Genomic DNA, 23499 nt, shown 5'->3' on the forward strand with positions numbered 1-23499 from the left:
TCATCCGGGGTCTATATGCCTATATAGAATTGAAGTTAAGCCGAAGGACTGTCTCATGAGTAAGCCTGTTGTCACATCGATCAACCCAGCAACCGGAGATGTGCTGCAGACCTTTACGCCGCATGGCAGCGCCAATGTCGATGCCGCCATCGAGCGGGCCGACGACCGGTTCCAGACCTGGCGCCTGTCCAGCTTCACCGAACGCTCGCGCCTGATGCACAAGGCCGCCGACATTCTCGACGCCCGCAAGGATGCCTTTGCGCGAACGATGACAATGGAAATGGGCAAGCCCCTGCGCGAGGCAATCGCCGAGGTCGAGAAATGCGCGCTTGTCTGCCGCCACTATGCGGATCATGCAGAGGCTTATCTGAAAGACGAGACGATCGAGACCGAGGCGAAGCGATCCTATGTCCGCAACCTGCCCATTGGCCCGGTTCTGGCCGTGATGCCCTGGAATTACCCGTTCTGGCAGGTCTTCCGCTTTGCCGCGCCGACGCTGATGGCGGGCAATGTCGGCCTGTTGAAGCATGCGTCCAATGTCTGGGGCTCGGCGCTGAACATCGAGAAAGTGTTCCGCGAGGCGGGCTTTCCGGAGGGCTGTTTCCAGACGCTGCTGATCGGATCGAAAGCGATTGAAGGCGTGATCCGCGACTCGCGCGTGAAAGCCGTGACGCTGACCGGATCGGGCCCTGCCGGGCGCAGCGTTGCCAGCATTGCGGGCGAGGAGTTGAAGCCATCGCTGCTGGAGCTTGGCGGCTCGGATGCCTTCATCGTCATGCCGTCGGCTGATATTGCCAAGGCGGTCGAGACGGCGGTGAAGTCGCGCAACAAGAATAATGGCCAGTCCTGCATCGCGGCGAAACGCTTCTTTGTGCACGCCGATATTTATGACGCCTTCACAAGGGACTTCGTGAAACAGGTCGAGGCCCTTCGGGTCGGCGACCCGATGCTGGACACGACGGATATCGGACCGCTGGCGACCAAGGCGATCCGCGACGAGTTGGCGAGCCAGGTGGACGCGACACTGAAAGGTGGCGCGCAGCTGATCAGCAAACCGGCCGATGTGGATGACAAGGGCTGGTGGTTTGCGCCGCAAGTGCTCTCCGAAGCGCCGCGCGGCACGCCGGGATCGGACGAGGAAATGTTTGGCCCGGGTGCCAATCTCTGGCGCGTCGATAGCCTGCCGGAAGCGATCCTGAAGGCCAATCACAGCGATTTCGGGCTCGGCTCGGCGATCTTTACGCAGGACGAAGCCGAGATCGAGGAAGCCGTCCGCGACCTGCAGGCGGGCTCGACTTTCGTGAACGCACTGGTCGCCTCAGACCCGCGCCTGCCCTTTGGCGGCGTCAAGCAATCGGGCTATGGCCGCGAACTCGCGGCGGATGGCATCAAGGCGTTCGTGAACCGGAAGACTGTTTCGGTGAGCTGAGGTTGTTTATCCATATCCCCGGCGAAAGCCGGGGTCTCTTGCCTTTCTTCAATTGCCTGAGGTCCCGGCGTTCGCCGGGAGCACGGGTGTGGGGGATGCCCCCCTTTGAGAGCCCCACTCACCTCCCGCGGATACCTGCGGAGGCAGGTATCCATGGACCGGACTTTCCCCAAGCGCTGTGAGGCGCGGCCAGTCCATGGGCCCCTGCCTGCGCAGGGGCCATCGGGGGGAGAGTTGGGTGTGCGATTTGGGGACGTGGGTGTGACCGGAAACGCCTCTCAGCGCCCGGCAAAGGGGTCTGATTGAGTGTTGGATTCAGCCCGAGCTTTCCCAGCTTTTGAACGCGTTGCGGAGGAGTTCCGGCAGGGCCGTGGCGATGGCGCCAAGCTCTGGCGGTAGGCGGTGGGTGCGTGTCATGGGAAGTGCCATTGGTGCCGCTTCGCCGGCTTTGCGCTGGCGCTCGAGGGTGCGGGCGAGGCGTCTGGCGTGGGCTTCGGGGGCGGCGAGTAATTCCTGCAGCGCCGCGAGGCGGGCGAGGATTGGGGCGGCTTGGACGGGACCGCAAGCGCGTGTCGTTGTGGCCAAGCCGTCGCTGTCCATGTCCGGCCCCAGGCAGCGTGGCGACAGGCCTTGCAGCCCGGTTGAGGCTTTCGTTTCAACGCGCTCGGTATCCGAATGATGCCCGGACGATGCCCGGACAGGGACCGGCGGCAGCACGAGAGCGAGGGCCATCAAAGTGAGCAGGCGCCGGATGATGATCTCGAGGCGGGCAAGTTCGGCACGGGCGCGCTGGGCGAGGGTTCGTTTCAGTGTAGTGGGGTTGAGGTGCGCGCGCGTCATCACGCCGACGGTCGCCAGCGCGCGGTGCACGTGGGCGATGCCATGGGTGACGAAGGCGGAGGTGTTTATCATGGCGGCCAGTATAGGCCGGGCGGGATTAGGGTTGGATAAGGTGGAGGAAATCTCGTCCGCATCCCCGGCGAAAGCCGGGGTCTCTCGCGGGTGAAAACTTTCTTAAATTGCCTGAGGTCCCGGCTTTCGCCGGGACTGCGGTGGGGGGGATGGTGCGAGAGAAGCGCTCACCCTGAGCGACGCTGAAGGGCGGGCGCGGGCTTGCGGCTCTCGCCGCATGGGGCGCGTGTTTCGATTCCCGCCTTCGCGAGGACAGGCTTCGCTCAGGATGAGCCCCTTAGGGAGGTTTGCGCTCGGCCGGGGATACCTTCAGCGCGCCCCCTTCTCCCTTGGGAGAAGGGTTGGGGATGAGGGGTGATGGCGTCGCTGCGAGAGCGGTGTTTGCGGAGAGTAAGGGACCCCTCACCCCCGGCCCCTCTCCCAGGGGAGAGGGGTGCGCGCGGGGCTAGGTTCAGTTCTTCGACTGCAACTTATGTGGGCCTGTCGTGAGACTGGCCTAATGCGGCATGGGCCGTTAGGCTGGCCGTGAAACCACATCAGCAGAGAGCACGCATCATGAGCATTACACCGCGCAAGCTGGGGCCTGAGACCGTTTATCCCGTGGGGCTTGGGTGCATGAACCTGCATCATGGATACGGGCCGCCATCGGACGAGGCGGAGGCTGCGGCGCTGCTGAATGAGGCGCTCGATATGGGCTATGATTTCCTCGACACGGCGACGATCTATGGCTTCGGCAAGAACGAGACGCTGATCGGCAAGGCGCTGAAGGATCGTCAGGGCGAGTTCGTGCAGGCGAGCAAATGCGTGATGCTGTTCGAGGATGGCAAGCGGAAGCTGGACGCGCGGCCGGAGAGCATCAAGGCGGCCTGCGAGGCGAGCCTGAAGCGGCTGCAGCGCGAGACGATCGACCTTTACTACATGCACCGGCCAGACCCGAACGTGCCGATTGAAGACTCGATGGGCGCGATGGCGGACCTCGTGACCGAGGGCAAGATCCGCATGGTGGGCCTGTCGGAAATGGGCGCGGGCCTGCTGCGCCGGGCGCATGCGGTGCATCCTGTAACGGCGATGCAATCTGAATACTCGCTGCTGACGCGCAACCCGGAGATCGCCGTGCTGGATGCCTGCAAGGAACTCGGTGTGACCTTCGTGCCCTTCTCGCCAGTCGGACGCGGATACCTCGCCGACAATCCACCGGCGCCGAAGGATTATCACGAGGCCGACATGCGCCGCATTTTCCCGCGCTGGACCGAGCCCTACTGGACCGAGAACCTGCCTTTGCTGAAACAGGCGCAGGAGATGGCGGGCGATTTGGGCGTGACGACATCGCAGCTGGCAATTGCCTGGACGCTGGTGAAGGAGCCGGACTGTGTGCCGATCCCCGGCACCACCAATCGCAAACATCTGCGCGACAATTTCAAGGCGGCGGAACTGGTGCTGAGCGCAGACCAGATGGCCCTGCTGGACAATGTGTTCCAGCCGGAAGCCGTGAAAGGCCCGCGCTATAACGCGATGGCACAGGCGAGCGTCGACACCGAGCAATATGCGTTCGAGACCGAGGCCTGAGGCGATTTCGCGCGAAACGTGCGCAAGGCTGTGAAACCGCCCAATTCGCTGTATAAGCCGCCCGATGACCGAGACCGACACACATGGCAAGCCCGAGACGCGGGCCATTCCGGCTGACAGCGCCCTGCCCGGCGTGCTGGCGATTCTGCCGGACTGGATGCAGCCCTATGCCATGCTGGCGCGGCTCGACCGGCCTGTCGGCATCTGGCTGCTCTACCTGCCCTGCCTGATCGGCCTTGCCTTCGTGCGGATGCGCACGGGGCTTTACCTCGTGGACCTGTTCTGGGTGCCGCTGTTCCTGCTGGGGGCGGTGGCCATGCGCGGGGCGGGCTGCACATGGAACGACATTACCGACCGGGACTTTGACGCGCAGGTGGCGCGCACGGCGCTGCGTCCGCTGCCCTCCGGCGCGGTGACGCTGCGCGAGGCGTTTGTCTTCATGGGCGTGCAGCTGGCGATTGGTTTGGCCGTGTGGGCCTGCCTGCCGGGCGATGCGAAACTGGTGGCGCTGGCGGCCATTCCGCTGGTGGCGGCGTACCCGTTCATGAAGCGGGTGACATGGTGGCCGCAGGCGTGGCTGGGGCTGACCTTCAACTGGGGCGTCCTGGTGGGCGCGGCGACCGCGGGAAGCCTCTCCGTGCCGGTATTCATTCTCTATGCAGGCCTCGTCCTGTGGACGATTGCCTATGACACGATCTATGCGCTGCAGGACCGGGAAGACGATGCCCTGATCGGCGTGCGCTCGACCGCGCGCCTGTTCGGCAAGCGGGCGGTTCTGGTGAGCTTCTGCTTCCACATGGGCGCGGCAGCGCTTGTCGCGCTGGCGGCGGTGATCAATGGATCCGTGCGGGCGGGCGCCGTGACGGCGCTGGCTTTCCTCGGACATGGCCTGTGGCAGGCCGTACGGCTGAAGCGCAGCCAGGAGAATGACGCGCTGGCCGTGTTCAAGGCGAATGTCTGGGCTGGCGCGATACTCGTCGCCGGGTTCACGCTGGCGGCCATGCTGCCGACGCCGAAGCCGCGTACGCTGTTTGCCGAGCATGAAGTGGTACGCGCCGGGCCGCCGGAAAAAGTGGCCCTGCCCTTCGGGCTGGAGCTGAAACGCGAACATCATATGCCGCGCACGAAGACATGGATGGCCAGCGATGTTCTCCGCGCGCTGGAAAAGGAAGGTGTGCCGGTGGCTGAGCCCGACGATGTTCCGTCTGCCACACCAGAGGCAGAATAGCCGTCAGCCCGGTTGCGACTGACGGCGCCAGATCGCCTTATGCGCCTGCGGATCGCGCAAAAAACCACTGAAAAGTCCGGGACTTGTTAACCGTGTTGCTCTGTTGACCGTTCGGTGGGTCTGCCCTACCGGTTGGCGGCTGTTTTTTTGTTGGCCATTGCGCGTCGACAGACTGTTTGAGGGAATAACGAGCATGCGGGCTGCCCCCCACCCCCGGCAGGCTGAACGTCTGGAAGCGCTGCACCGCTACGAGATTCTGGATACGGCGCGTGAGGCCGAGTTCGATGAGATTGTCGCGCTGGCGGCAACCATTTGCGGCACCAGCATTTCCGTGGTGAACCTGATCGATGAGGACCGCCAGTGGTTCAAGGCCGAAGTCGGCCTTGGCGTGCGCGAGACGCCGCTGGAGACCTCCATCTGCTCGCACGTCATCCTCAGCGATGATTTCGTGGAGATTACCGATACGCATGCCGACCCGCGCACGCAGGACAATCCGCTTTGCGTGGCGGATGGTGGGCTGCGCTTCTATGCGGGCGCGCTGCTGAAGTCGCCCGAGGGCCTGCCCATTGGCACACTCTGCGTGCTGCACGATGCGCCACATGAGCTGAATGATTTCCAGAAGGGCGCGCTGCGCACGCTGGCCCGCCAGGTAATGCGCGAACTGGACCTGCGCGTTGCCCTGCGCGACCAGATGATCCTGCGCCGGGAAATGGACCACCGGGTGAAGAACTCGCTGCAGTCGGTTGCCTCGCTAATCCACCTCTATAGGGCCCGCGCGAGCGAAGAGAGCTTCGAGGCCTTTGACGCGGTGGAGCGCAAGGTGAACGCCATATCGCTGCTGCATGAGCAGCTGCATGAAGCCAGCGACCTGCAGACCGTGCAGATCGGTGTGTTCCTGCCGCGCGTGCTGGACCTGCTGCAGGGCTCTGCGCCGGAGAATGTGAAAATACGCGGCGACATTGCTACGCTGGACCTGAACTCGTCCGATGCCTCTTCGCTGGGCATGATCGTCAGCGAATTCGTCGCCAATTCGATCAAGCATGGCTTTGCTGACGGACGCCCGGGAGACATCGAGATTTCGCTGCAGCGCGAAGAGGATGGCCACGTCACGCTGAGAGCAATGGACAATGGCGCTGGCAATGCTGCCGGCCCACGGCACAATTCTGCCGTTGAGGGGCTCGGCCAGCGGCTCGTCGATGCGGCGGCCTCTCAGCTGGGCGGTACGCTGGAACGCAATGCCTCGCCAAAGGGTTATGAAATCAAGCTGGTGTTCCTGTCACGCTGAGGACAGGCTTGCATATACCCCTCAGGGGTATCATATAGGCGTGTGAACACCGGTATCGGAGTGCGCACCCATGACGACAGACACGTCTTCCCACGATCACAGCCATCACGATCACGGCGCGCCGGCCAAAGCCGAGGCTGCGCAGGCGTGCTGCCATGGCAGCAGCAAGCCGGACAAGAACGACAGCGCCTATGACCATGTGCCGGACAATTATTCCGGCACGGTGTGGATCTGTCCTATGCATCCGCAAGTGCGCGAGACGTCAAACACCGGCTGTCCGATCTGCGGCATGGCGCTGGAACCGGAAACAGCGACGCTTGAGGAAGATACGAGCGAACTCGACGACATGACGCGCCGGTTCTGGATCAGCACGGCCTTTGCCCTGCCCCTGTTCGTCTACGCAATGAGCGACATGATCCCCGGACAACCGCTGCACGGACTCATTCCGGCGGGCTGGGCCCCGTGGATCCAACTAGCGCTGGCGGCACCTGTCGTGCTGTGGGGCGCAGCGCCTTTCTTCGTGCGCGGCTGGCGGTCAGTCAAAACCATGAACCCGAATATGTTCACGCTGATTGCGCTGGGCACCGGCACGGCTTTCCTGTTCAGCCTCGTCGCGACCGTGGCGCCAGGCATTTTTCCGGACAGTTTCCGTGGGCACGATGGCCAGGTGCATGTCTATTACGAGGCAGCGGCAGTGATCACGGCGCTGGTCCTGTTGGGACAGGTTCTGGAACTGAAGGCGCGCAGTGCAACCTCCGGCGCGATAAGGGCGCTGCTGCAGCTGACGCCGCCAACAGCGCGCATCATCCGCGAAGATGGCAGCGAGGAGGACGTTGATCTTGAGGATGTAAAATCCGGCGACCGGCTGCGCATCCGCCCCGGCGAGAAAGTGCCGGTGGACGGAGACGTCGTCGAAGGTAAGTCCAGCATCGACGAGTCCATGGTGACGGGCGAGCCCGTGCCAGTGGCCAAGGCAGCTGGCGACAGCGTGACAGGCGGGACGGTCAACACAACAGGCACGATTGTGATGACAGCCACGCGCGTCGGCAACGACACCGTTCTGGCGCAGATCGTGCGCATGGTGTCGGAAGCGCAGCGCTCGCGCGCGCCGATCCAGCGGTTGGCTGACGCCGTGGCGGCCTGGTTCGTGCCGGCCGTGGTCGCCACTGCCGCGCTGACCTTCATTGTGTGGGCTGTGTTCGGACCGGACCCGGCGCTGGCCTTTGCGCTGGTGAATGCCGTTGCGGTTCTGATCATTGCCTGCCCCTGTGCGCTCGGCCTCGCCACGCCCATGTCGATCATGGTGGGCACCGGCAAGGGCGCACAGAACGGCATCCTGATCCGCAATGCCGAAGCGCTGGAGACACTGGAAAAGGTCGGCACTGTGGTGGTCGACAAGACGGGCACGCTGACCGAAGGCAAGCCAAAACTGGTGACGGTGGAGCCGGCGGAGGGCTGGGATGAAGCTGGCCTGCTGGCGCTGGTCGCCGCAGTCGAGGGTGCGAGCGAACACCCGCTGGCGGCAGCGATTGTTCAGGGCACAAAAGATCGCGGGATCGCAATTCCGCAGGCAAGTGATTTTGAATCCGTAACCGGCGAAGGCGCGCAAGGCGACGTCGGCGGCAAGTCCGTCGCCATCGGCAATGCCAAGATGATGCGCCGCGTCGGCGGCTTTGATGAAGCGCGCGCCGAGGCGGCCGAGACTTACAGGCAGGAAGGCCAGACCGTCATGTTCGTCGCCGTAAACGGCAAGGCGGCGGGCCTGATCGGCGTGGCCGACCCGATCAAGGCGACAACGAAAGACGCCATCGCGCAACTGCACAAGCAGGGCCTGAAAGTCGTCATGCTGACCGGCGACAGCGAAGCAACGGCCAAGGCCGTCGCCCTGCAGGTCGGCATTGACGATGTCCGCGCGAATGTGTCACCGGAAGACAAGAACCGCATCATCCGTGAGCTGCAGGAGGCGGGCGCGGTCGTCGCCATGGCGGGCGATGGCATCAATGATGCCCCGGCGCTGGCGCAGGCCAATGTCGGCATTGCGATGGGCACCGGCACGGATGTCGCCATGGAAAGCGCCAGCGTCACGCTCGTGAAGGGCGATATGGCCGGCATCGCCAAGGCGATCAATCTCAGCCACGCAACAATGCGCAACATCCGTCAGAACCTGTTCTTCGCCTTCATCTACAACACGCTTGGCGTACCACTGGCGGCGGGCGTGCTCTATCCTTTCTTCGGCCTGTTGCTGAGCCCGATGATTGCGGCGGCAGCGATGAGCCTCTCGTCCGTATCGGTGATCGGGAACGCGCTGCGCCTACGCGCATTGAAACTCTGATGGGCGCTTCATACGAAAAGAACAGCCTGACACTGCCGGGCGCAGTTGCCATGGGCACCGGCGTGATGATCGGCGCGGGCATTTTCGCTTTCGAACATTTCCATCTTTCAAAGTCCGGTGACGAAGACGATACTGCGGGCTCGCAGACGAAGGACACATCGGCATGAAACCGGAAACGAGAGACGCCGCCGCCAAACGCCTGGCGCGCATCGAGGGACAGGTGCGCGGCGTGGCAAAAATGGTCACCGAAGATCGCTATTGTATCGATGTCGTGCGGCAGGTGCAGGCTATCAAGGCGGCGCTGGCCGCGCTGGAGGGCGTTATCCTGGATGATCACATCGCAACCTGCGTGGACCACGCCCTGAAGGGCGACGACATGGATGCGCGGCGAGAAAAGGTGGAAGAGCTGGTGGCCGTGCTGGGCGGGCGGAAGAAGTAAGACCCCATCGATCACATATTCTTGCGCCGGTTGCGTGCCGGCCATGGGGCACTTAGGTTGAGCGCATGACAGTTGTTGTAGAAATGGTTTCCGATCTGGTCTGCCCGTGGTGCTGGCTGGGTCTTCGCAGGATCGAGGAAGCGCGCAAGCTCGCGCCCGAGGTCGATGTTCAACTCGTATTCCGGCCCTTTGAGCTGGACCCGACCATCCCTTCCGCGGGCGTCGACTATAAGGAATACATGAAAGAGAAGTTCGGCGGCTCCGATGAAAGCCGTGAGCGCTCCGGCACCATGCGGCAAGCGCTGGTCGATTATGGCGAGGCCGAAGGCATCCCCTATCATTTCGACAAGATCACCCGCCGCCCGAACAGTTTCGATGCGCACCGCGTCGTACGTTGGGCTCAGGGCCAGAACAAGGGCGCCGAGGCCAAGGAAGCGCTGTTCAAGGCCTTCTTCGAGGATGGGCGCGACATTGGCGACCATGAGGTTCTGGTTGATATCGCCCGCGACATCGATCTCGACGCGGCCATCGTGGCCGACCTGCTGAAAAGCGATGCCGATGTCGACAATGTGCGCGCTGAAGCCGAGGCTTTCCGCCAGATGGGCGTCAGCGGCGTGCCGACCTATATCGCCAACCGCGCCGTCGCCGTGCAGGGCGCAGAGAGCGCGGAGAAGCTGGCACGGTTCCTGAAGCATGCAGCGTCGCAGTTGCCAGAGGAACGCCCGGCGGGCTGATCAGCTGAGCTGCAGGTCCACAAGGCGGCGATAGGCGCCATTCTTCTCCATCAGAACGCCATGGCTGCCGTCTTCGACGGCGCGGCCATCTTCCATCACGATGATGCGGTCGACGGCGCGGACGGTCGACAGGCGATGAGCGATGATCAGCGTCGTGCGGCCCTTGGCGAACCCGGCGAGGGCTTCCTGAACCTTGGCTTCGCTTTCGGCATCGAGGGCGGATGTGGCTTCGTCCAGCAGCAGGATCGGCGCGGCGCGGATAATAGCGCGGGCGAGCGCAATGCGCTGGCGCTGGCCGCCGGAAAGATTACGCCCCATCTCGCCGGCCGGAGCATCATAGCCGCCCGGTAGCGCGAGGATAAAATCATGCGCATTGGCGGCGCGGGCCGCAGCCTCAATATCGGCTTCGCTGGCACCGAGGCGGCCCAGCGCGATATTGGCGCGGATCGTGTCGTCGAACAGGGCCGCATCTTGCGCGACCAGGCCCATATTGGAGCGCAGGCTCGCACCCGTAATGTCGCGCACATTCGTTCCGTCTACGGAAACGACGCCGCCGGTCGGATCATATAGGCGCAGGAGCAGGTTGAAGACCGTCGACTTGCCTGCACCGGACGGGCCGACAAGCGCAATCGTCTCGCCGGGATTGGCGGTGAAGCTGAGTCCCTTGAGGGCCTCTGTGCCATCGGGATAGGCGAAGCGGACATTGTCGAAAGCGACGGTGCCGGTGACAAAGCCGATAGGCTGGGCTCCGGGCGCATCGGCAATCTCGGGCGCGGCATCGGTAATCTCGAACACGCGGTCAGCGGCGGCGCCGCCTTCCTGCGCCACGGAGTTCAGTGTGCCGAGCGCGCGTAGCTCCGGCGCGGCAACGGCGATGGCGCCAACAATGCCGACGAAATTGCCGAGCGACGTGTCGCCTTGCGCAATGCGCCAGGCTGTCAGCGCGAGAATGCCGACAAGCGCGAGACCGCCAGTTATTTCGAGAATGGGGTCCACGGCGGCGCGGTCTGTCAGCACTTTGAGGAACAAGCGCGAGCGCTCAACGAAGCCGCGTTCGGCGCGGGCCTTCTGGTAATCCTCAAGGCCATACGCTTTCACCACACGGGCGGACTGAAACGCCTCACCCAGCAGCGACGTGACCTCGCCGATCTGGCGTTGCGATTGACGCGAGCGCTTGCGCACCCGGTTGCCGAGCGCAAGCACCGGCGCGAAGGCGATGGGATAGATGACGAGCAGGACGAGCGTGAGCTTCCAGTCCATGACCAGCATTGTGATAAAAACGCCGATGACCGTCAGTATGCCCTTGGTCAAATTGTTGGCGATGCGCAGGCCCGCGTCGCGCAGGGCATTCACGTCATTGATGAAGCGCGAGACGAAGCCGCCGGATGCCTCCGCTGCGATGCGGGCAAAATCACCATCCGTCAGCGCACCGAACTGGTCCGCCTGAATGTCGACGACAGCGCGCTGAACGCCGGTATTGTTGAAGATGGTCATGCCATAGAGCGCGAGCGAGCGGACCACGGCCGCGACGCCAATAATTGCGATCAGCCACCAGAGCGACGTTGGCACCTCGACCTTGTCAGGCCCGGCAAGGGCCTCGAGCCCTTCGACGACCAGTTTCAGCAGGTAGCCATAGGAGGCTGCCGCAATGGATGTGAGCGCGGCACATAGCGTTCCAGCCACGAACCAGCGCCAGTGCGTGGCAAAGCGCTCGCGGGCCAGTCGCATCAGGGCGCCGGTGGGGCGCGCCGGTTTGGCCGGATCAGACGTGATGGTGTTCCCCTGTCTCGGGGTCGAGCAGGCGGTGGGCGTGCAGAATGAAGTAGCGCGTCTCGGCGCTGTCCACAGTGCGGTGGGCGGCGGCCTTCCAGGCGTCATAGGCGTCCTTGTAGCTGGCGAAGGCACCAACAAAGTCCACTTGCGAGAGATCTTCGAACTCGACCTCTTTCACATCCTTCAGTTCACCGCCGAACACGATGTGAAGAAGCTGTTTCTCGGCTTTAGGGGCGTCGCCCATTTTGACTGGCTCCATTTTGGCGGTTGGTGCGGCCTTGGCCACCTTTGTCTGCGGATCCTGTATATCCACAAATCCTGACCGGCGCACTAACAGAGGATGCAGGTGTTTTCCAGATGCGATAATGCTGCGCTGTGCCGGAATGGCCTGATTGAACTGCAATTCCTCACCCTTGTGCGTGGTTGCAAGACCCCCGGCCTCCTCAACCAGCACAGTCCCGGCCGCAAGATCCCAGTCGGACTTGTTGGAGAGCACGAGCGTCGCATCCCAGGCGCCGGAGGCCACAAAGGCCATGCGCAACAGTGTGGAATTGGGTTTCGGGCGGGGCACGGTGACGGCTGGCCACGGCTCCGGCCAGCCCTTGTAGTTCAGCATTTCCTCGGCTGCGATCAGGCGGCAGCCCGCCTCGGTCTGGCATTCGGAAACGCGCAACAGGTCGCCATTGAGATAGGCGCCCGCACCTTTCCGGGCCTCGTAAAGCTGTCCCAGCATCGGCGCGTAAAGCACGCCAGCGACCGCCCTGCCCTCTTCCACGATAGCGAGGCCGACGCACCAGTTCGGGTCGCCGCGCATATAGGCGCGCGTGCCGTCGATCGGGTCGACAACCCAGCAGCGGTCCTTCTGGCGGGCTTCGCGATTGTCCAGCGTCTCTTCCGACAACCATCCATAGTCAGGCCGCGCCGTGATCAGCCGTTCGGCGCAGAGCCGGTTGACCGCGAGATCGGCTTCGGTGACCGGGCTGCCGCCGGTCTTCTCCCAGGCGCGTGCGGACTGGCCTTCGAGCGTGTATGACAGCGCCAGTTGGCCAGCCTCGATGGCGAGGCTGCGCAGCGTGACCAGGTCTTCAATCAGCGTGCGTTCAGCTGCCGGCAAGGCTCATGTCCTCGACGAGGATGCTCGGCGCATCGCGCGTGCCCCGGAACTCGAGGTCGGAAGCCGGAATGAGACGCGCGAAGATGGCCGGCAAGTCGCCAGCGATCGTCACTTCGGAGACCGGATAGGCAATCTCGCCATTCTCGAACCAGAACCCGGCGACGCCGACCGAATAGTCGCCGGTGTTCGGGTTGATCGACGGGCCGAACATGTCGGTAACGAGCAGGCCCTTGCCGGCCTGCGCCATCAGCTCGGCGGGCGTTTTCTCGCCCGGCTGAAGGTAGAGGTTCGATGTCGTCACGCCCGGTGGATCGCCAAAGCCGAGGGCGGAAAAGCCATTGGGCTTCAGGCCAAGCTGGCGGGCTGACGGACCATTGAGCAGCCATTCAGTGAGGCGGCCATCCTCGATCAGGTAAGTCTCCTTCACAGGCAGGCCTTCGCCATCATGGCTGCGCGAGCCCATGCCCATCGGCCGGAACGGGTCGTCGATGATGTTGACGCCCTTGGCAAAAACCTGCGTCCCCATGGCCTCTTTCAGGAAGCTGACACCGCGCGCGATGGAGGGCCCGGAAATGGCGCTCATCAGGGCGCCAAGCAGGCCGGACGAGACGCGGCGGTCATAGAGGACTGCGGCCTTCTGCGTGCCAAGTTTGCGCGCGCCAAGGCGGGCAATCGTGCGCTCGCCAGCCGTGCGGCCGATGGCTTCGGCAGTCGGGCGGTCAGCGGTATGCCGCACGGACCAGCTCTCATAGTCGCGCTCCATGGCGCCATCTTTCTCGGCGACGGAGGCGAGGCCGAGGCTGGTACTGGAGCCTGTCTTGTAGGCGAAGAAGCCGTTACTGGCCGCAACCCAGCGGCTGGAACGGTTCCACGATGCGCCGCAACCGGCGACCGTCTTGATGCCTTTGACGGCCAAGGCGGCAGCCTCTGCCGCGAGGGATTCGTGTTCGAGTGTCTCAGGCGACAGTTCCGGCTCGCCACTCAGGTCCATGTCCAGGGCGCCTGTCGCAAGCTCGCTCGTATCCGGCAGGCCGCAATACTTGTCCTCCGGCACGGCGCGGGCCATGGCGGCGCAGCGTGTGGCCAGGGCATGCAGGCCTTCGGTGGAGAGATCAGAGCCGGACACATGCGCCTGCCGCTTGCCGTAAAAGGCCCGCAGCGACACGGATGTGCTCTCTTCGCGTTCAATGCTTTCCAGCTTGCCATCCCGGACGGAGACGCTGACGCCTTCAGCGGCCCCGATACGGGCGTCTGCAGCGTCGGCGCCTGCCTTGAGGCACTGGTCGATAAGGCCGGCGAGCAAGTCGGCCGGCGGGGTCTTGAATTCAGCCATGAGCGCTAGATGGACCGCCGCGCGGGGCCGCGCAACCGCTCAAATCAGGCAAGGCCGTGATAAATCAGCATGAGTGCGATCCCGATCATGGCGATCCATGTGAGCACCATGCCGAAGGCGCGCGCGGGCAGGATATTGCCCGACAGGCCAACGGCATGAAGGATGCGGCCAAATGTGAACGTGCCGCCCAGAACGTGGATCCATAGCACCGGGATGCCCATATAGGCCGCCGTTACGAGGCCCACCATCATGGCCGGGATGTACTCGGTGGCATTGCCATGTGCGCGCGTGCGCAATTCCAGCTCCACATTCCCGCCATGACCGACGGATATCTGCGCGGAACGACGCATGAAAACCACGCGCGATGATAGATAGATCAGCAGCAGGATATTGATGCCGATATAAACGGCTGCGGCTTCCAATGGTGGCATGTCCTATTCCTCCAAGAAAAAATGCCGCCGGAACAGTCCAGCGGCATTTATCATTTGTCCCATCCCGAAATCCGGCTCAGTCGTCGCGGCGTGCGTCTGGCAGGCGGTCGTTGATGTCGTCGCGGATGTCCATCAGCGTGACGATCAGGCCGCAGACAAGGCTGGCAGCGATCCAGCCGCCGGCTGTGAAGATGACGAAGTCTGCCACTTGGGAAAGACCGCCCGTCAGGCCGAACATTTCATTGCTGAATACGCCCTTCTGGTAGAGGCCGAGCGCGATGCCCCCGACGATGATCGCGATATAGGCCACGTAGACCATGATGCGGAAACTGTTGATGATCAGAAACTTCATGGGCATCCCCTCTGTGTTGCAGGCAGAATCTAGGCTTTTTGCGGCCTCGCGTCACGCGATTACACGCGAGAAACGAATGTCAGGGCCCGAACGGTGTCCGAATGCACCCCGTCAGGCAGGCCGGGCTAGTCCTTTGGCGGGGCAAGTTTGCAGGTGAACATGTCATTCACGACCGACGCGAACTGTAGCTGTTCCGCTGTCGTCAGGGACGTCACAAAGTTCTCCACGTCGCGCTTTTCACGGCCGATGGCCTGCGCCGTACGCTTGAACAGGTCCGGGTCTAGCTTGGCTTCCATCGCATCGGCAATGCAGGTGCAGGTCTCGACCGCTTCGCCTTCAGACGCGCACGTCTTCACGATGGCCTTGTTGTCGCCGCCGCTACAGGCGCCGAGCAGCGCGAGGGCAGAAATCGAAAGGAGAAGGTGGCGCATTCCGGCGGCTCCATGGTCAGGTTGATCGCGGAACTGACCATGAATCTCGGGTTAGGGAAAGCGCCTATTCCCGGCCAAGTATCTTGTCGACCTGGACCTTGGCGCCAAAATTCTCAAGGAATTCAGTCTTCACGGCCATCCGGTCATAATCCTCCTCCACCCAGTCGAGGAAAGGCTTCCAGGCCTCAGGCGCGCGGCCGGCATTGTAGCGCTCATAGGCATCGAAAAAGGCGTCCAGCATGCCCGTCTTGCCGTGCTTGATGTGCAGGTACTTGAACGAGAGCTGCTGGCGCGCCTCCGCGAACGGCACCTTCTCGTGCAGCAGCATATACAGGACCGACATGATGCCCGCCCGGTCCGCACCGGACTTGCAGTGCATCAGGGCCGGATATTCGATGCGCGCGAACAGGTCGCGTGCGCCGAAAATGGCTTCCTTCGTGGGCGTGTCGCGGGAAAAGACCTGGAAATCGACGAGGGCGATGCCCGCCGCTTCGCAGGCCTCTTTCTCCAGCAGGTAATAGCCCTTCGTGCTGGGGCCGCGCAGGTTGATGATCGTCTTGATGCCGCGTGCCTTGGCATGCTCAACGACCTGACGGGGCGAGGGCTGGTTGGCCCGCCACATGTCTGGCGCGATCTGGTGCAGGTTGCTGAAACGGGCCCGCAGGAAGCCGTGATCGCCCCAGATCAGCTCGCGCCGTGCCCGTTTGCGCCCTGCGACGGTCGCGAGATCAGCGGCCACATGCGGGCGCTTCTTCTTTTTGGGCGTCAGTTTCACCATGCTGCCCACGCGATTACAGGCGTGCCCGGCTGGCTGCAAGCAAAGGCGGCAGGACATTTTTCCAGGCCCCCTGCATCCAAACGGGCATCTGGCTGCATCTACCCAATGAGGCCGGACATTTGGAGCCGGTGAAACAATGAGAAAGATACCCTAATGGAAGACGTCCTTGTCCCTATTGTCCTGTTTTCTGTCCTGCCGGTCTGCATCTGGCTGGTCAGCCTGTTCAATTACAAAAAGCGCCTCACGGCCCACGAAACCGTGCGCCACGCCATCGACAGCGGCCAGACCATCTCGCCGGAACTGATCGAGAAGATGTCGCTTCTGGTCGATCCGATTCGGGCTGACCTGCGCCGCGGCGTCCTCTTCATCGCCTTCGGATGCGCTTTCGCCGTACTTGGTATGGTGGTTGGTCAGCAAGAAGGCGAAGCCGTCATGCCGATGATCGGCGTGGCCTCATTTCCGGTTTTCCTTGGACTGGCATATCTTGGCCTCTGGAAATTCGGTCATGGCTCCAAAGCAGCCTGATCTGTGGATCGTCGCCGCGGGAGGCAACGACATGCGCACCGACCCTGACCTGGCAGCCGATGCCGCACGTGGCAGCGAAAGCGCCTATGCCGAACTCGTGCGGCGTCACCAGGCAAGGGTGCGGGGCATGGCGCGCCGCCTGACAGGCACGGCCAGCGACGGGGACGATATCGCCCAGGCAACCTTCCTCACCGCCTGGCAGAAGATCGGCACCTATGCCGGTGGCACGTTCGCGGCCTGGATCTGCACGATCTGCTATCGTGAATTCCTGCAGGTGCGCCGCCGCCAGAAAATGGAGATCGAGTTCGACGAAACGGCCGAAATCATCCCCTTCGGCCGCACGCAGGCCGACTCGGCAAATGACAAGATGGACCTGTCACGCGCCCTCGAAAAACTGCCTGAGGCCCAGCGCATATGCGTTACCCTCTGTGTCGCTGCCAGCCTCAGCCACCGGGAAGCTGCAGAAGCCACAGGCTGGCCGCTCGGTACGATCAAATCCCATGTGAACCGCGGCGTGGCCGCCCTTCGCAAACACCTTGCCGCCACTGAAGTGGCATGATGGAGTAGAAACCATGCGAGACGAAGATACTTACGCCGACCTGACCGCCCTGTTCGCGAGCGAAGACCGCGCACTGGAGGCGAAACCCTTCACCGATGGCGTGATGGGCCGGGTGCGCGCGCAAGGCCGGATGCGCAAGCTGCTGCTGGCCGTAACCGGCGTTGCCGGCGCGCTGGTTGCCGCCTCTCAACTGCCCAAACTGCTGGCCGATACGGTCGGCCTCGACACATCCATCACGACGTCCATCGTGCAGGCGCAAACCGACATGACGGCCCTTGCCAGTGCCAATCCGCTATGGCTCGGCGTCGCAGCTGTTGTTGGATTGAGCCTGCTGGCCGTGGCAGCGATGGAGCGGGCCTAGGCTTTCGCCCGCCAGCCCATGCCCTCTAGCAGCGCTTTCGTCTCATAAAGCGGTAGCCCGACAATCGCCGTATAGCTGCCATTGATATGGCTGATGAAACCACCCGCCATGCCCTGGATGCCATAGCCGCCAGCTTTACCCTGCCATTCGCCGCTGGCGACATAGGCAGCGATCTCCGCATCGGTCAGCCGCTTCATCCGCACGCGGGCGAGCACAGTGCGCGCCTGCACGCGGCCATCCGGGGCCTTCACGGCTATGCCTGTGATGCACTGGTGCGAGCGCCCTGACAGCAGCCGGAGGAAGGCCTCCGCCTCCATCGCATCTGCGGCCTTTTCCAGATTACGCGTGCCCAGCGCGACAACCGTATCGGCAGCCAGCACATAGCCCGCTTCCGGAGACGCAGCCGCCTTCTCGCGCGCAAGGCGCTCAGCCAGCGCACGCGGCGACTCGTCCTTGCGACGCGTTTCGTCAATGTCGGTGGGGGCGATCAGGTCCGGGACGATGCCGATCTGGGCGAGCAGTTCCCGGCGGCGCGGACTGGCGCTCGCGAGAATGAGCGGCGCATGTCCGGTAGACGCCATCGGTTTAGCGGAAGCGGTAGGTAATGCGACCCTTGGTAAGGTCGTAGGGGGTCATTTCAACCATGACCTTGTCGCCGGTCAGAACGCGGATACGGTTCTTGCGCAGCTTGCCCGCAGTGTGGGCGATGATCTCGTGTTCGTTCTCGAGTTTGACGCGGAACGTCGCGTTCGGCAGCAGTTCGACAACTGTGCCTTCAAATTCAATTAGTTCTTCCTTCGACATGAAGTCTCCAAATAATCTGCGGACCGTTGCGCCGCCGAAACGCATATAGGGGTGCGCCATAGCCCGTAGAAGGGATTCCGGCAAGCGCGGATGGTCAGACGCGCATGTGCTTGTTCCCCCGCGCCTGCTGGCTTACCACTTTAAGTCACGGAGGATACCATGCTTGATCTTGATCAGTTCGTCGAAGATTGCCGGGCGGCGGTGACGAATGACCCGACCCATAAAGCGGTCAGCGAGATCGTCACCCGTGCGCTAAGCGATCCGGCAAATGTGGTGGCCGCCGTGGGCGAGCCAACCGCAGGCGGCATCTTCCCGATCCATCGGGCAGACGATCTCACCATCCTGAATGTCGTCTGGAAGCCCGGCATGACCCTGATGCCGCATAATCATGAAATGTGGGCCGTGATCGGCGTCTATGGCGGCCGGGAAGACAATATCTTCTGGCGCCGGATAAAGGACGACCCGACAGGACGCGTCGAGGCCGCTGGCGCGAAAGCCCTGTCGACGGGCGATGTCGCGCCGCTCGGGAAAGACGTGATCCATTCGGTCACCAACCCGATCCAGAAGCTCACCGGCGCTATCCATGTCTATGGCGGTGATTTCTTCGCCGTCCATCGCAGCGAGTGGGACCCGGAAAACCTGACCGAACGGACCTATGACGTGGAAAAAGCGAAAGCCATGTTCGCCGGCTGAAGCAAATAGCGCTAGCGCGTCTGCCCCGCGTGCAACGAGCAGATCAGTGTGAACAGGCGGCGGGACGTGTGGAAATCGACATCGACCTTGCCTTCGAGGCGCTCGGCTAGCAGTTCCGAACCCTCATTGTGGATACCGCGCCGCGCCATGTCGATGGCCTCGATCTGATGCGGCGTCTGGTTGCGGATGGCATCGTAATAGCTGTCGCAGATCATGAAATAGTCGCGGATCACGCCCCGGAACGGCCCCATGGACAGAATAAAGGTGTGCACGTCCGCGCCGGCCTCGTCGCGGATGGCGAAGACCAGCTTGCGCTCCACCTGAGACAGGCTGAGGGCATAGGGCCCCCTGTCATGGTCCGGCAGGCCGAAACTGTTCTCTTCAATCAGGTCGAATATGGCAACGCGGCGCTCATGCTCCGCATCCGGGCCGGACGCACCAAGCGTCTCCTCATCGATATGGATCGAGATCAGCCGGTTTTCACCCATCAGCCCCGCTCCGGTTGGTACGAATGGACACAGAACGGGCATGCGCCGGCAGGCGTTCAGCCTCGGCAAGGCGCAGGGCCGCCGGTGCAAGCGCCGCAAAGCCCTCAGGGCTGACCCGCTGGATGCTCATGCGCTTCAGGAAGTCATAGAGGCCAAGGCCGGAGCCAAAACGCGCGGCGCGGCTGGTCGGCAGCACGTGGTTGGAGCCCGTCACGTAATCGCCCAGCGCCTCAGGCGTCAGGTGGCCAAGGAAGACCGCGCCCGCATGCTGGATCAGTGGCAGGAGCGCGTCCGGATCGGCAATGGCCAGCTCCAGGTGCTCCGGTGCGATCTGGTTCGCAATGGCTGCTGCAGTTTCGAGGTCTGGCGCATCGATGATGGCGCCGTGGGCCTCCCACGAAAGACGCGCCCGCTCGCCGGTCGCCAATTCCTTCAACTGGTTTTCCACAGAGATTTCCACAGCCTTGCCCACAGCCTTATCCACGGCGATCAGGATGGACTGACTCGATGGATCATGCTCGGCCTGCGAGAGCAGATCAGCAGCCACCCAGTCAGGATTTGCGGTGTGGTCGGCAATGACGAGGATCTCTGACGGACCGGCAATGGTGTCGATGCCGACTCGGCCGAAAACCTGCCGTTTCGCCTCGGCCACAAAGGCATTGCCCGGGCCGACAATCTTGTCGACCGGCTTCAGGCGGCCAGCGCCAAAGGCGAGCGCGGCGACGGCCTGAGCGCCGCCGATGGGGTAGAATTCATCAACACCCGCTTTCAGCGCTGCATAGGCCACGGCAGGTGCCAGTTCGCCACCGGGCGCTGGCGCGACCATGACAATGCGCGACACGCCGGCAATCTTCGCCGGCACGGTGTTCATCAGGACTGAGGATGGATAGCTTGCGCGGCCGCCGGGCACATAGACGCCGACACTTTCCAGCGCCGTCCAGCGCCAGCCGAGCTCAACGCCGGCTGTATCGGTGAAGCGGTGGTCCGCGGGGCGCTGGGCCGTGTGATAGGCGGCAATCCGGTCATGGGCGAAATCGATGGCCTCGCGCAGGTCGGCCGGGCAATCGGCTGCGAGCGCGTGAAGGTCCACATTATCAGACTGAAGGGTCGTCGGATTGACCTGCAACGCATCAAATTTTGCCGTGTAATCGGCCACAGCCTGCCCGCCGGATGCCTCAACATCATCGAGAATTTTGCGCACAATGCTGGCCACATCATGCCCTGTGCCACGATCCTCCGCGAGGAACGCAGCAAAGCCGGTTTCGAAATCCGGCTGAAGGGCATCAAATCTACGGACCATGAGGGGGACCCGGCTTTCCAAAACCCGGTACATGGACTGTCATATCCCGGCTGGCAAGGCGCGGCTTGTCCACTCCGCCACGCAAACCTAGAGTAAGAACCATGACTGTAGGGAAGGAACCAGAACATGTTCAGCCATGTCACGCTTGGAACCAATGACTGGGAACGCGCCAAACCGTTCTGGGAAGCCGTAGCAGACGTGCTGAAACTACCGGTAATGTTCGAGCACGAGACCGGCATCGCCTATGGCGCGTTGAACAACCCCATGCTGTTCATAGGACCAACCTTCGACGGCCGCCCCGCCACGAATGGCAATGGCACGCATGTAGCCTTTGCGGCAGACAGCCGCGCCATGGTCGATGCATTCCATGCCGCCGCGCTCGCCAATGGGGGCACGGATGAGGGCGCACCGGGTCTGCGTCCCCAGTATCATCCAGACTATTACGGCGCGTATGTACGCGATCCGGACAATAACAAGTTACAGGCCGTGTGCCATTCGGCTGATGGCTAGCGCCGGCGACGCTCGTGGCTCGGTAGGTTGCGCGTCGGCCAGACATAATCACTGTCCAGCAGCGTTGCATCCAGCACTTCAACATCCAGCGTAATCTCACCATCGCCAGCGAATAGAAGCGTGACCGTGCCGCCGGGCGGTTCTTCGGCTGGTGTGAACGTCACTTCAAGCAGCGAGAGGATCAGTTCCGGATCGACTTTCGTCACGGCCCGCGTCTTCGCGCCCAGAACGCCATCAAATGCCAGCAGCGAGCGCACGCGTGCGCCTTCCTTGCGGTTCGGCTGGCCAGCTTCCCAGCGGAACCGGTTCAGCTCGAGCGAAAAGCGACGGATACGCGCCTCGTATTTCAGGCTGCCGGCCTTAACGACCGAATCCTGAACCGCGGCTGCAATGACTTGAAGGTCCTCGGGCGTTTCCGCCAGGAGACGCAGCGCTTGTGGCTCGGACATATTGGCCCCTTATTCGTCCTCGCCCGACAGGCGCTTGATATTGGCGCCGCAGGCATTCAGTTTTGCTTCCAGCCGCTCGAACCCGCGATCGAGATGGTAGATACGGTTCACCACAGTCTCACCCTCGGCCGCAAGCCCTGCAATCACAAGTGATACCGAAGCGCGCAGGTCTGTTGCCATAACAGGCGCGCCCGTCAGGTGTGGCACGCCCTTCACAACGGCCTCCTGCCCACGCACGAGAATATTGGCGCCCAGCCGCTGCAGCTCGGGGGCGTGCATGAAACGGTTCTCGAAAATCGTCTCGCGGATGATGCTCGTGCCATCGGCAACGCTCATTAGTGCCATGAACTGAGCCTGCAAGTCCGTGGGGAAACCGGGGTGCGGCTGGGTCGATACGTTCACCGCCTTGAGGCGCGTGCCATTGCGACGGATGCGCAGCGTCTGGGCCGCTTCGTCGGCGTCCACCGTAACACCGGCCTCGCGCAGCTTGGCAATCATCGCGCCGAGCGCCTCGACCGGGCAGCCGTCGAGTGTGACGTCGCCGCCCGCTGCCGCTGCCGCCATGGCATAAGTGCCCGCCTCGATCCGGTCCGGCATCACGGCATGCGTGGTGCCGTGCAGCTTTTCCACGCCCTGGACGCGGATCGTGGACGTGCCGGCGCCGGTAATCTTCGCGCCCATCTTGTTCAGGCAGTCAGCGAGATCCTCGATCTCCGGCTCGCGCGCCGCGTTTTCGAGAATGGTCTCACCTGACGCCAGCGTGGCCGTCAGCATCGCATGCTCCGTCGCGCCGACGCTCGGCATCGAGAACACGATATGAGCGCCTTTGAGGCCCTGAATGGCTGCCGCCTTCACATAGCCCTGCTCGACCTTCAGGTCAGCGCCCATGGCTTCCAGTGCCTGCAAATGGAGGTCGACCGGTCGCGCACCGATCGCGCAACCGCCCGGCAATGACACGGTCGCGTGCCCGGAACGGGCAATCAACGGTCCAAGAACGTTGAAGCTCGCCCGCATCTTGCGCACCTGTTCATAGGGCGCGATCGTGCTTTTCAGCTCGGCAGCATTGAGGTGGCACGTCGACTCGCCCTTTGGCCAGTAGACCTCCACACCGAGAGTCTCCAGCAGCTGCGCCAGGAAGCGCGTGTCCGCCAAGCTTGGCATATTGGTCAGCGTGATCGGCTCGTCGGTCAGCAGGCAAGCCACCATGAGCTTCAGCGCCGAGTTCTTGGCGCCGGAAACGGGAATGCGGCCGTTGAGCTCAGCGCCGCCAATAATGTTCAATCTATCCATGGGGCGCACTTATAGAGCGGTTCACGGCGCGGGAAAGGCGTGATTGTGCTGTGGGTGGGGCATTGTTGGCGCCGAGGCAGCGTCAGGAGCTTTTGGTTGGCTTTTCAGGCGCAGGCGGCGTGTCGCTCGCCTTCCGGGAGGCAGCCTTCCGGCGTTTCAGATTCGCCCGCAGCGCCTCAGCGCGGCGGGCAGCAATTTGCGGGTCTTTCGGCGTATGGGACATAAGTACAGCTTTTCGCGGCGAAACGGTCTTTTCATCTGGGTAGGCTTAAGCTAAAGCCGCGACTTGCAAACGGCAACGCCGCGGTAGCTCAGTGGTAGAGCGCGTCATTGGTAATGACGAGGTCGGGAGTTCAATTCTCCCTCGCGGCACCAGTTTTCCC

The 23499-nt window shown here is 63.0% G+C and carries 27 protein-coding genes and 1 tRNA gene; 14 read left to right on the forward strand and 14 right to left on the reverse strand.

Going from position 1 to position 23499, the window contains the following annotated elements:
• Window positions 1-55 precede the first annotated feature (55 nt).
• Complete coding sequence (locus V7651_RS01625; protein WP_335611968.1) at window positions 56-1429, forward strand: NAD-dependent succinate-semialdehyde dehydrogenase; 1374 nt, start codon at window positions 56-58, stop codon at window positions 1427-1429.
• A 315-nt stretch (window positions 1430-1744) separates the two neighbouring features.
• Here the strand turns inward: V7651_RS01625 and V7651_RS01630 are convergent, their stop codons facing one another.
• Window positions 1745-2341, reverse strand: a complete 597-nt coding sequence (locus V7651_RS01630; protein ID WP_335611969.1) for a hypothetical protein — start codon at window positions 2339-2341, stop codon at window positions 1745-1747.
• Window positions 2342-2896: 555 nt separating this feature from the next.
• On the opposite strand from V7651_RS01630, the gene V7651_RS01635 reads away from it, so the two are divergent.
• From V7651_RS01635 to V7651_RS01665, 7 genes are all read left to right on the forward strand, one after another.
• Complete coding sequence (locus V7651_RS01635) at window positions 2897-3907, forward strand: aldo/keto reductase (protein ID WP_335611970.1); 1011 nt, start codon at window positions 2897-2899, stop codon at window positions 3905-3907.
• Between the two features lie 64 nt (window positions 3908-3971).
• Entirely contained in the window at window positions 3972-5135 is a 1164-nt protein-coding gene (gene ubiA / locus V7651_RS01640) for a 4-hydroxybenzoate octaprenyltransferase (protein WP_335611971.1), read from the forward strand.
• A gap of 193 nt (window positions 5136-5328) precedes the next feature.
• Window positions 5329-6420, forward strand: coding sequence for a sensor histidine kinase (locus V7651_RS01645; RefSeq protein WP_335611972.1), 1092 nt, complete (start codon window positions 5329-5331; stop codon window positions 6418-6420).
• Window positions 6421-6490: 70 nt separating this feature from the next.
• Complete coding sequence (locus V7651_RS01650) at window positions 6491-8752, forward strand: copper-transporting P-type ATPase (RefSeq protein WP_335611973.1); 2262 nt, start codon at window positions 6491-6493, stop codon at window positions 8750-8752.
• The gene (locus tag V7651_RS01655) at window positions 8752-8919 is read left to right on the forward strand and encodes a hypothetical protein (protein ID WP_156950421.1); all 168 of its coding nucleotides are present in this window, start codon (window positions 8752-8754) and stop codon (window positions 8917-8919) included. Before V7651_RS01650 ends, V7651_RS01655 begins: the two co-directional genes overlap by 1 nt.
• Window positions 8916-9191 carry a metal-sensitive transcriptional regulator gene (locus V7651_RS01660; RefSeq protein ID WP_335611974.1) on the forward strand — a complete coding sequence of 92 codons (276 nt, stop codon included), beginning with the start codon at window positions 8916-8918 and terminating at the stop codon, window positions 9189-9191. Before V7651_RS01655 ends, V7651_RS01660 begins: the two co-directional genes overlap by 4 nt.
• Before the next feature lie 65 nt (window positions 9192-9256).
• Window positions 9257-9925, forward strand: a complete 669-nt coding sequence (locus V7651_RS01665; protein ID WP_335611975.1) for a DsbA family oxidoreductase — start codon at window positions 9257-9259, stop codon at window positions 9923-9925.
• On the opposite strand, the gene V7651_RS01670 is transcribed toward V7651_RS01665, so the two are convergent.
• From V7651_RS01670 to V7651_RS01700, 7 genes are all read right to left on the reverse strand, one after another.
• Window positions 9926-11653, reverse strand: a complete 1728-nt coding sequence (locus tag V7651_RS01670; RefSeq protein ID WP_335611976.1) for an ABC transporter ATP-binding protein — start codon at window positions 11651-11653, stop codon at window positions 9926-9928.
• Between the two features lie 34 nt (window positions 11654-11687).
• Window positions 11688-12812: an inositol monophosphatase family protein gene (locus V7651_RS01675; RefSeq protein ID WP_335611977.1), complete on the reverse strand. Its 1125-nt coding sequence runs from the start codon at window positions 12810-12812 to the stop codon at window positions 11688-11690.
• Window positions 12799-14145, reverse strand: a complete 1347-nt coding sequence (locus V7651_RS01680) for a TldD/PmbA family protein (RefSeq protein ID WP_335611978.1) — start codon at window positions 14143-14145, stop codon at window positions 12799-12801. Before V7651_RS01680 ends, V7651_RS01675 begins: the two co-directional genes overlap by 14 nt.
• Window positions 14146-14189: 44 nt before the next feature.
• The gene (locus V7651_RS01685; protein ID WP_335611979.1) at window positions 14190-14576 is read right to left on the reverse strand and encodes an MAPEG family protein; all 387 of its coding nucleotides are present in this window, start codon (window positions 14574-14576) and stop codon (window positions 14190-14192) included.
• Between the two features lie 76 nt (window positions 14577-14652).
• The gene (locus V7651_RS01690) at window positions 14653-14928 is read right to left on the reverse strand and encodes a hypothetical protein (RefSeq protein WP_035537507.1); all 276 of its coding nucleotides are present in this window, start codon (window positions 14926-14928) and stop codon (window positions 14653-14655) included.
• Window positions 14929-15053: 125 nt separating this feature from the next.
• Window positions 15054-15359 (reverse strand): hypothetical protein, encoded by a 306-nt coding sequence (locus V7651_RS01695; protein ID WP_051624651.1) that lies wholly within the window; start codon window positions 15357-15359, stop codon window positions 15054-15056.
• Window positions 15360-15423: 64 nt separating this feature from the next.
• A complete protein-coding gene (locus V7651_RS01700; protein ID WP_035537389.1) occupies window positions 15424-16137 on the reverse strand; it encodes a protein tyrosine phosphatase family protein in 714 nt (237 codons plus the stop codon).
• Window positions 16138-16290: 153 nt separating this feature from the next.
• On the opposite strand from V7651_RS01700, the gene V7651_RS01705 reads away from it, so the two are divergent.
• The 3 genes from V7651_RS01705 to V7651_RS01715 are packed head-to-tail and all read left to right on the forward strand — an operon-like array spanning window position 16291 to window position 17582.
• Window positions 16291-16662, forward strand: a complete 372-nt coding sequence (locus V7651_RS01705; protein ID WP_051624650.1) for a DUF6249 domain-containing protein — start codon at window positions 16291-16293, stop codon at window positions 16660-16662.
• Between the two features lie 31 nt (window positions 16663-16693).
• Window positions 16694-17221: an RNA polymerase sigma factor gene (locus V7651_RS01710; RefSeq protein WP_335611980.1), complete on the forward strand. Its 528-nt coding sequence runs from the start codon at window positions 16694-16696 to the stop codon at window positions 17219-17221.
• Window positions 17222-17234: 13 nt separating this feature from the next.
• On the forward strand, window positions 17235-17582 hold the full coding sequence (locus tag V7651_RS01715; RefSeq protein ID WP_335611981.1) for a hypothetical protein: 348 nt from the start codon (window positions 17235-17237) through the stop codon (window positions 17580-17582).
• On the opposite strand, the gene V7651_RS01720 is transcribed toward V7651_RS01715, so the two are convergent.
• Window positions 17579-18163 (reverse strand): Maf family protein, encoded by a 585-nt coding sequence (locus V7651_RS01720; RefSeq protein WP_035537384.1) that lies wholly within the window; start codon window positions 18161-18163, stop codon window positions 17579-17581. The genes V7651_RS01715 and V7651_RS01720 overlap by 4 nt on opposite strands.
• Window positions 18164-18167: 4 nt before the next feature.
• Window positions 18168-18386 (reverse strand): translation initiation factor IF-1, encoded by a 219-nt coding sequence (infA, locus tag V7651_RS01725; RefSeq protein WP_034739045.1) that lies wholly within the window; start codon window positions 18384-18386, stop codon window positions 18168-18170.
• A gap of 159 nt (window positions 18387-18545) precedes the next feature.
• Between infA and V7651_RS01730 the strand changes: the two genes are divergently transcribed.
• On the forward strand, window positions 18546-19079 hold the full coding sequence (locus V7651_RS01730) for a cysteine dioxygenase family protein (protein WP_335611982.1): 534 nt from the start codon (window positions 18546-18548) through the stop codon (window positions 19077-19079).
• Between the two features lie 11 nt (window positions 19080-19090).
• On the opposite strand, the gene V7651_RS01735 is transcribed toward V7651_RS01730, so the two are convergent.
• Both V7651_RS01735 and hisD read right to left on the reverse strand, forming a co-directional pair.
• On the reverse strand, window positions 19091-19567 hold the full coding sequence (locus tag V7651_RS01735; protein ID WP_335611983.1) for a UPF0262 family protein: 477 nt from the start codon (window positions 19565-19567) through the stop codon (window positions 19091-19093).
• Window positions 19560-20867, reverse strand: coding sequence for a histidinol dehydrogenase (gene hisD / locus V7651_RS01740; RefSeq protein ID WP_335611984.1), 1308 nt, complete (start codon window positions 20865-20867; stop codon window positions 19560-19562). The genes V7651_RS01735 and hisD overlap by 8 nt, the downstream gene beginning before the upstream one ends.
• Window positions 20868-20993: 126 nt before the next feature.
• Between hisD and V7651_RS01745 the strand changes: the two genes are divergently transcribed.
• A complete protein-coding gene (locus V7651_RS01745; protein ID WP_335611985.1) occupies window positions 20994-21377 on the forward strand; it encodes a VOC family protein in 384 nt (127 codons plus the stop codon).
• On the opposite strand, the gene V7651_RS01750 is transcribed toward V7651_RS01745, so the two are convergent.
• Window positions 21374-21826, reverse strand: coding sequence for a DUF2948 family protein (locus tag V7651_RS01750; RefSeq protein ID WP_335611986.1), 453 nt, complete (start codon window positions 21824-21826; stop codon window positions 21374-21376). The genes V7651_RS01745 and V7651_RS01750 overlap by 4 nt on opposite strands.
• Before the next feature lie 9 nt (window positions 21827-21835).
• The gene (gene murA, locus V7651_RS01755) at window positions 21836-23116 is read right to left on the reverse strand and encodes a UDP-N-acetylglucosamine 1-carboxyvinyltransferase (RefSeq protein ID WP_035537373.1); all 1281 of its coding nucleotides are present in this window, start codon (window positions 23114-23116) and stop codon (window positions 21836-21838) included.
• 300 nt (window positions 23117-23416) lie between these two features.
• Between murA and V7651_RS01760 the strand changes: the two genes are divergently transcribed.
• Window positions 23417-23491, forward strand: a tRNA-Thr gene (locus tag V7651_RS01760).
• Window positions 23492-23499 lie beyond the last annotated feature (8 nt).

It is taken from the genome of Hyphomonas oceanitis (assembly GCF_036964545.1).
Taxonomy (GTDB): Bacteria; Pseudomonadota; Alphaproteobacteria; order Caulobacterales; family Hyphomonadaceae; genus Hyphomonas; species Hyphomonas oceanitis.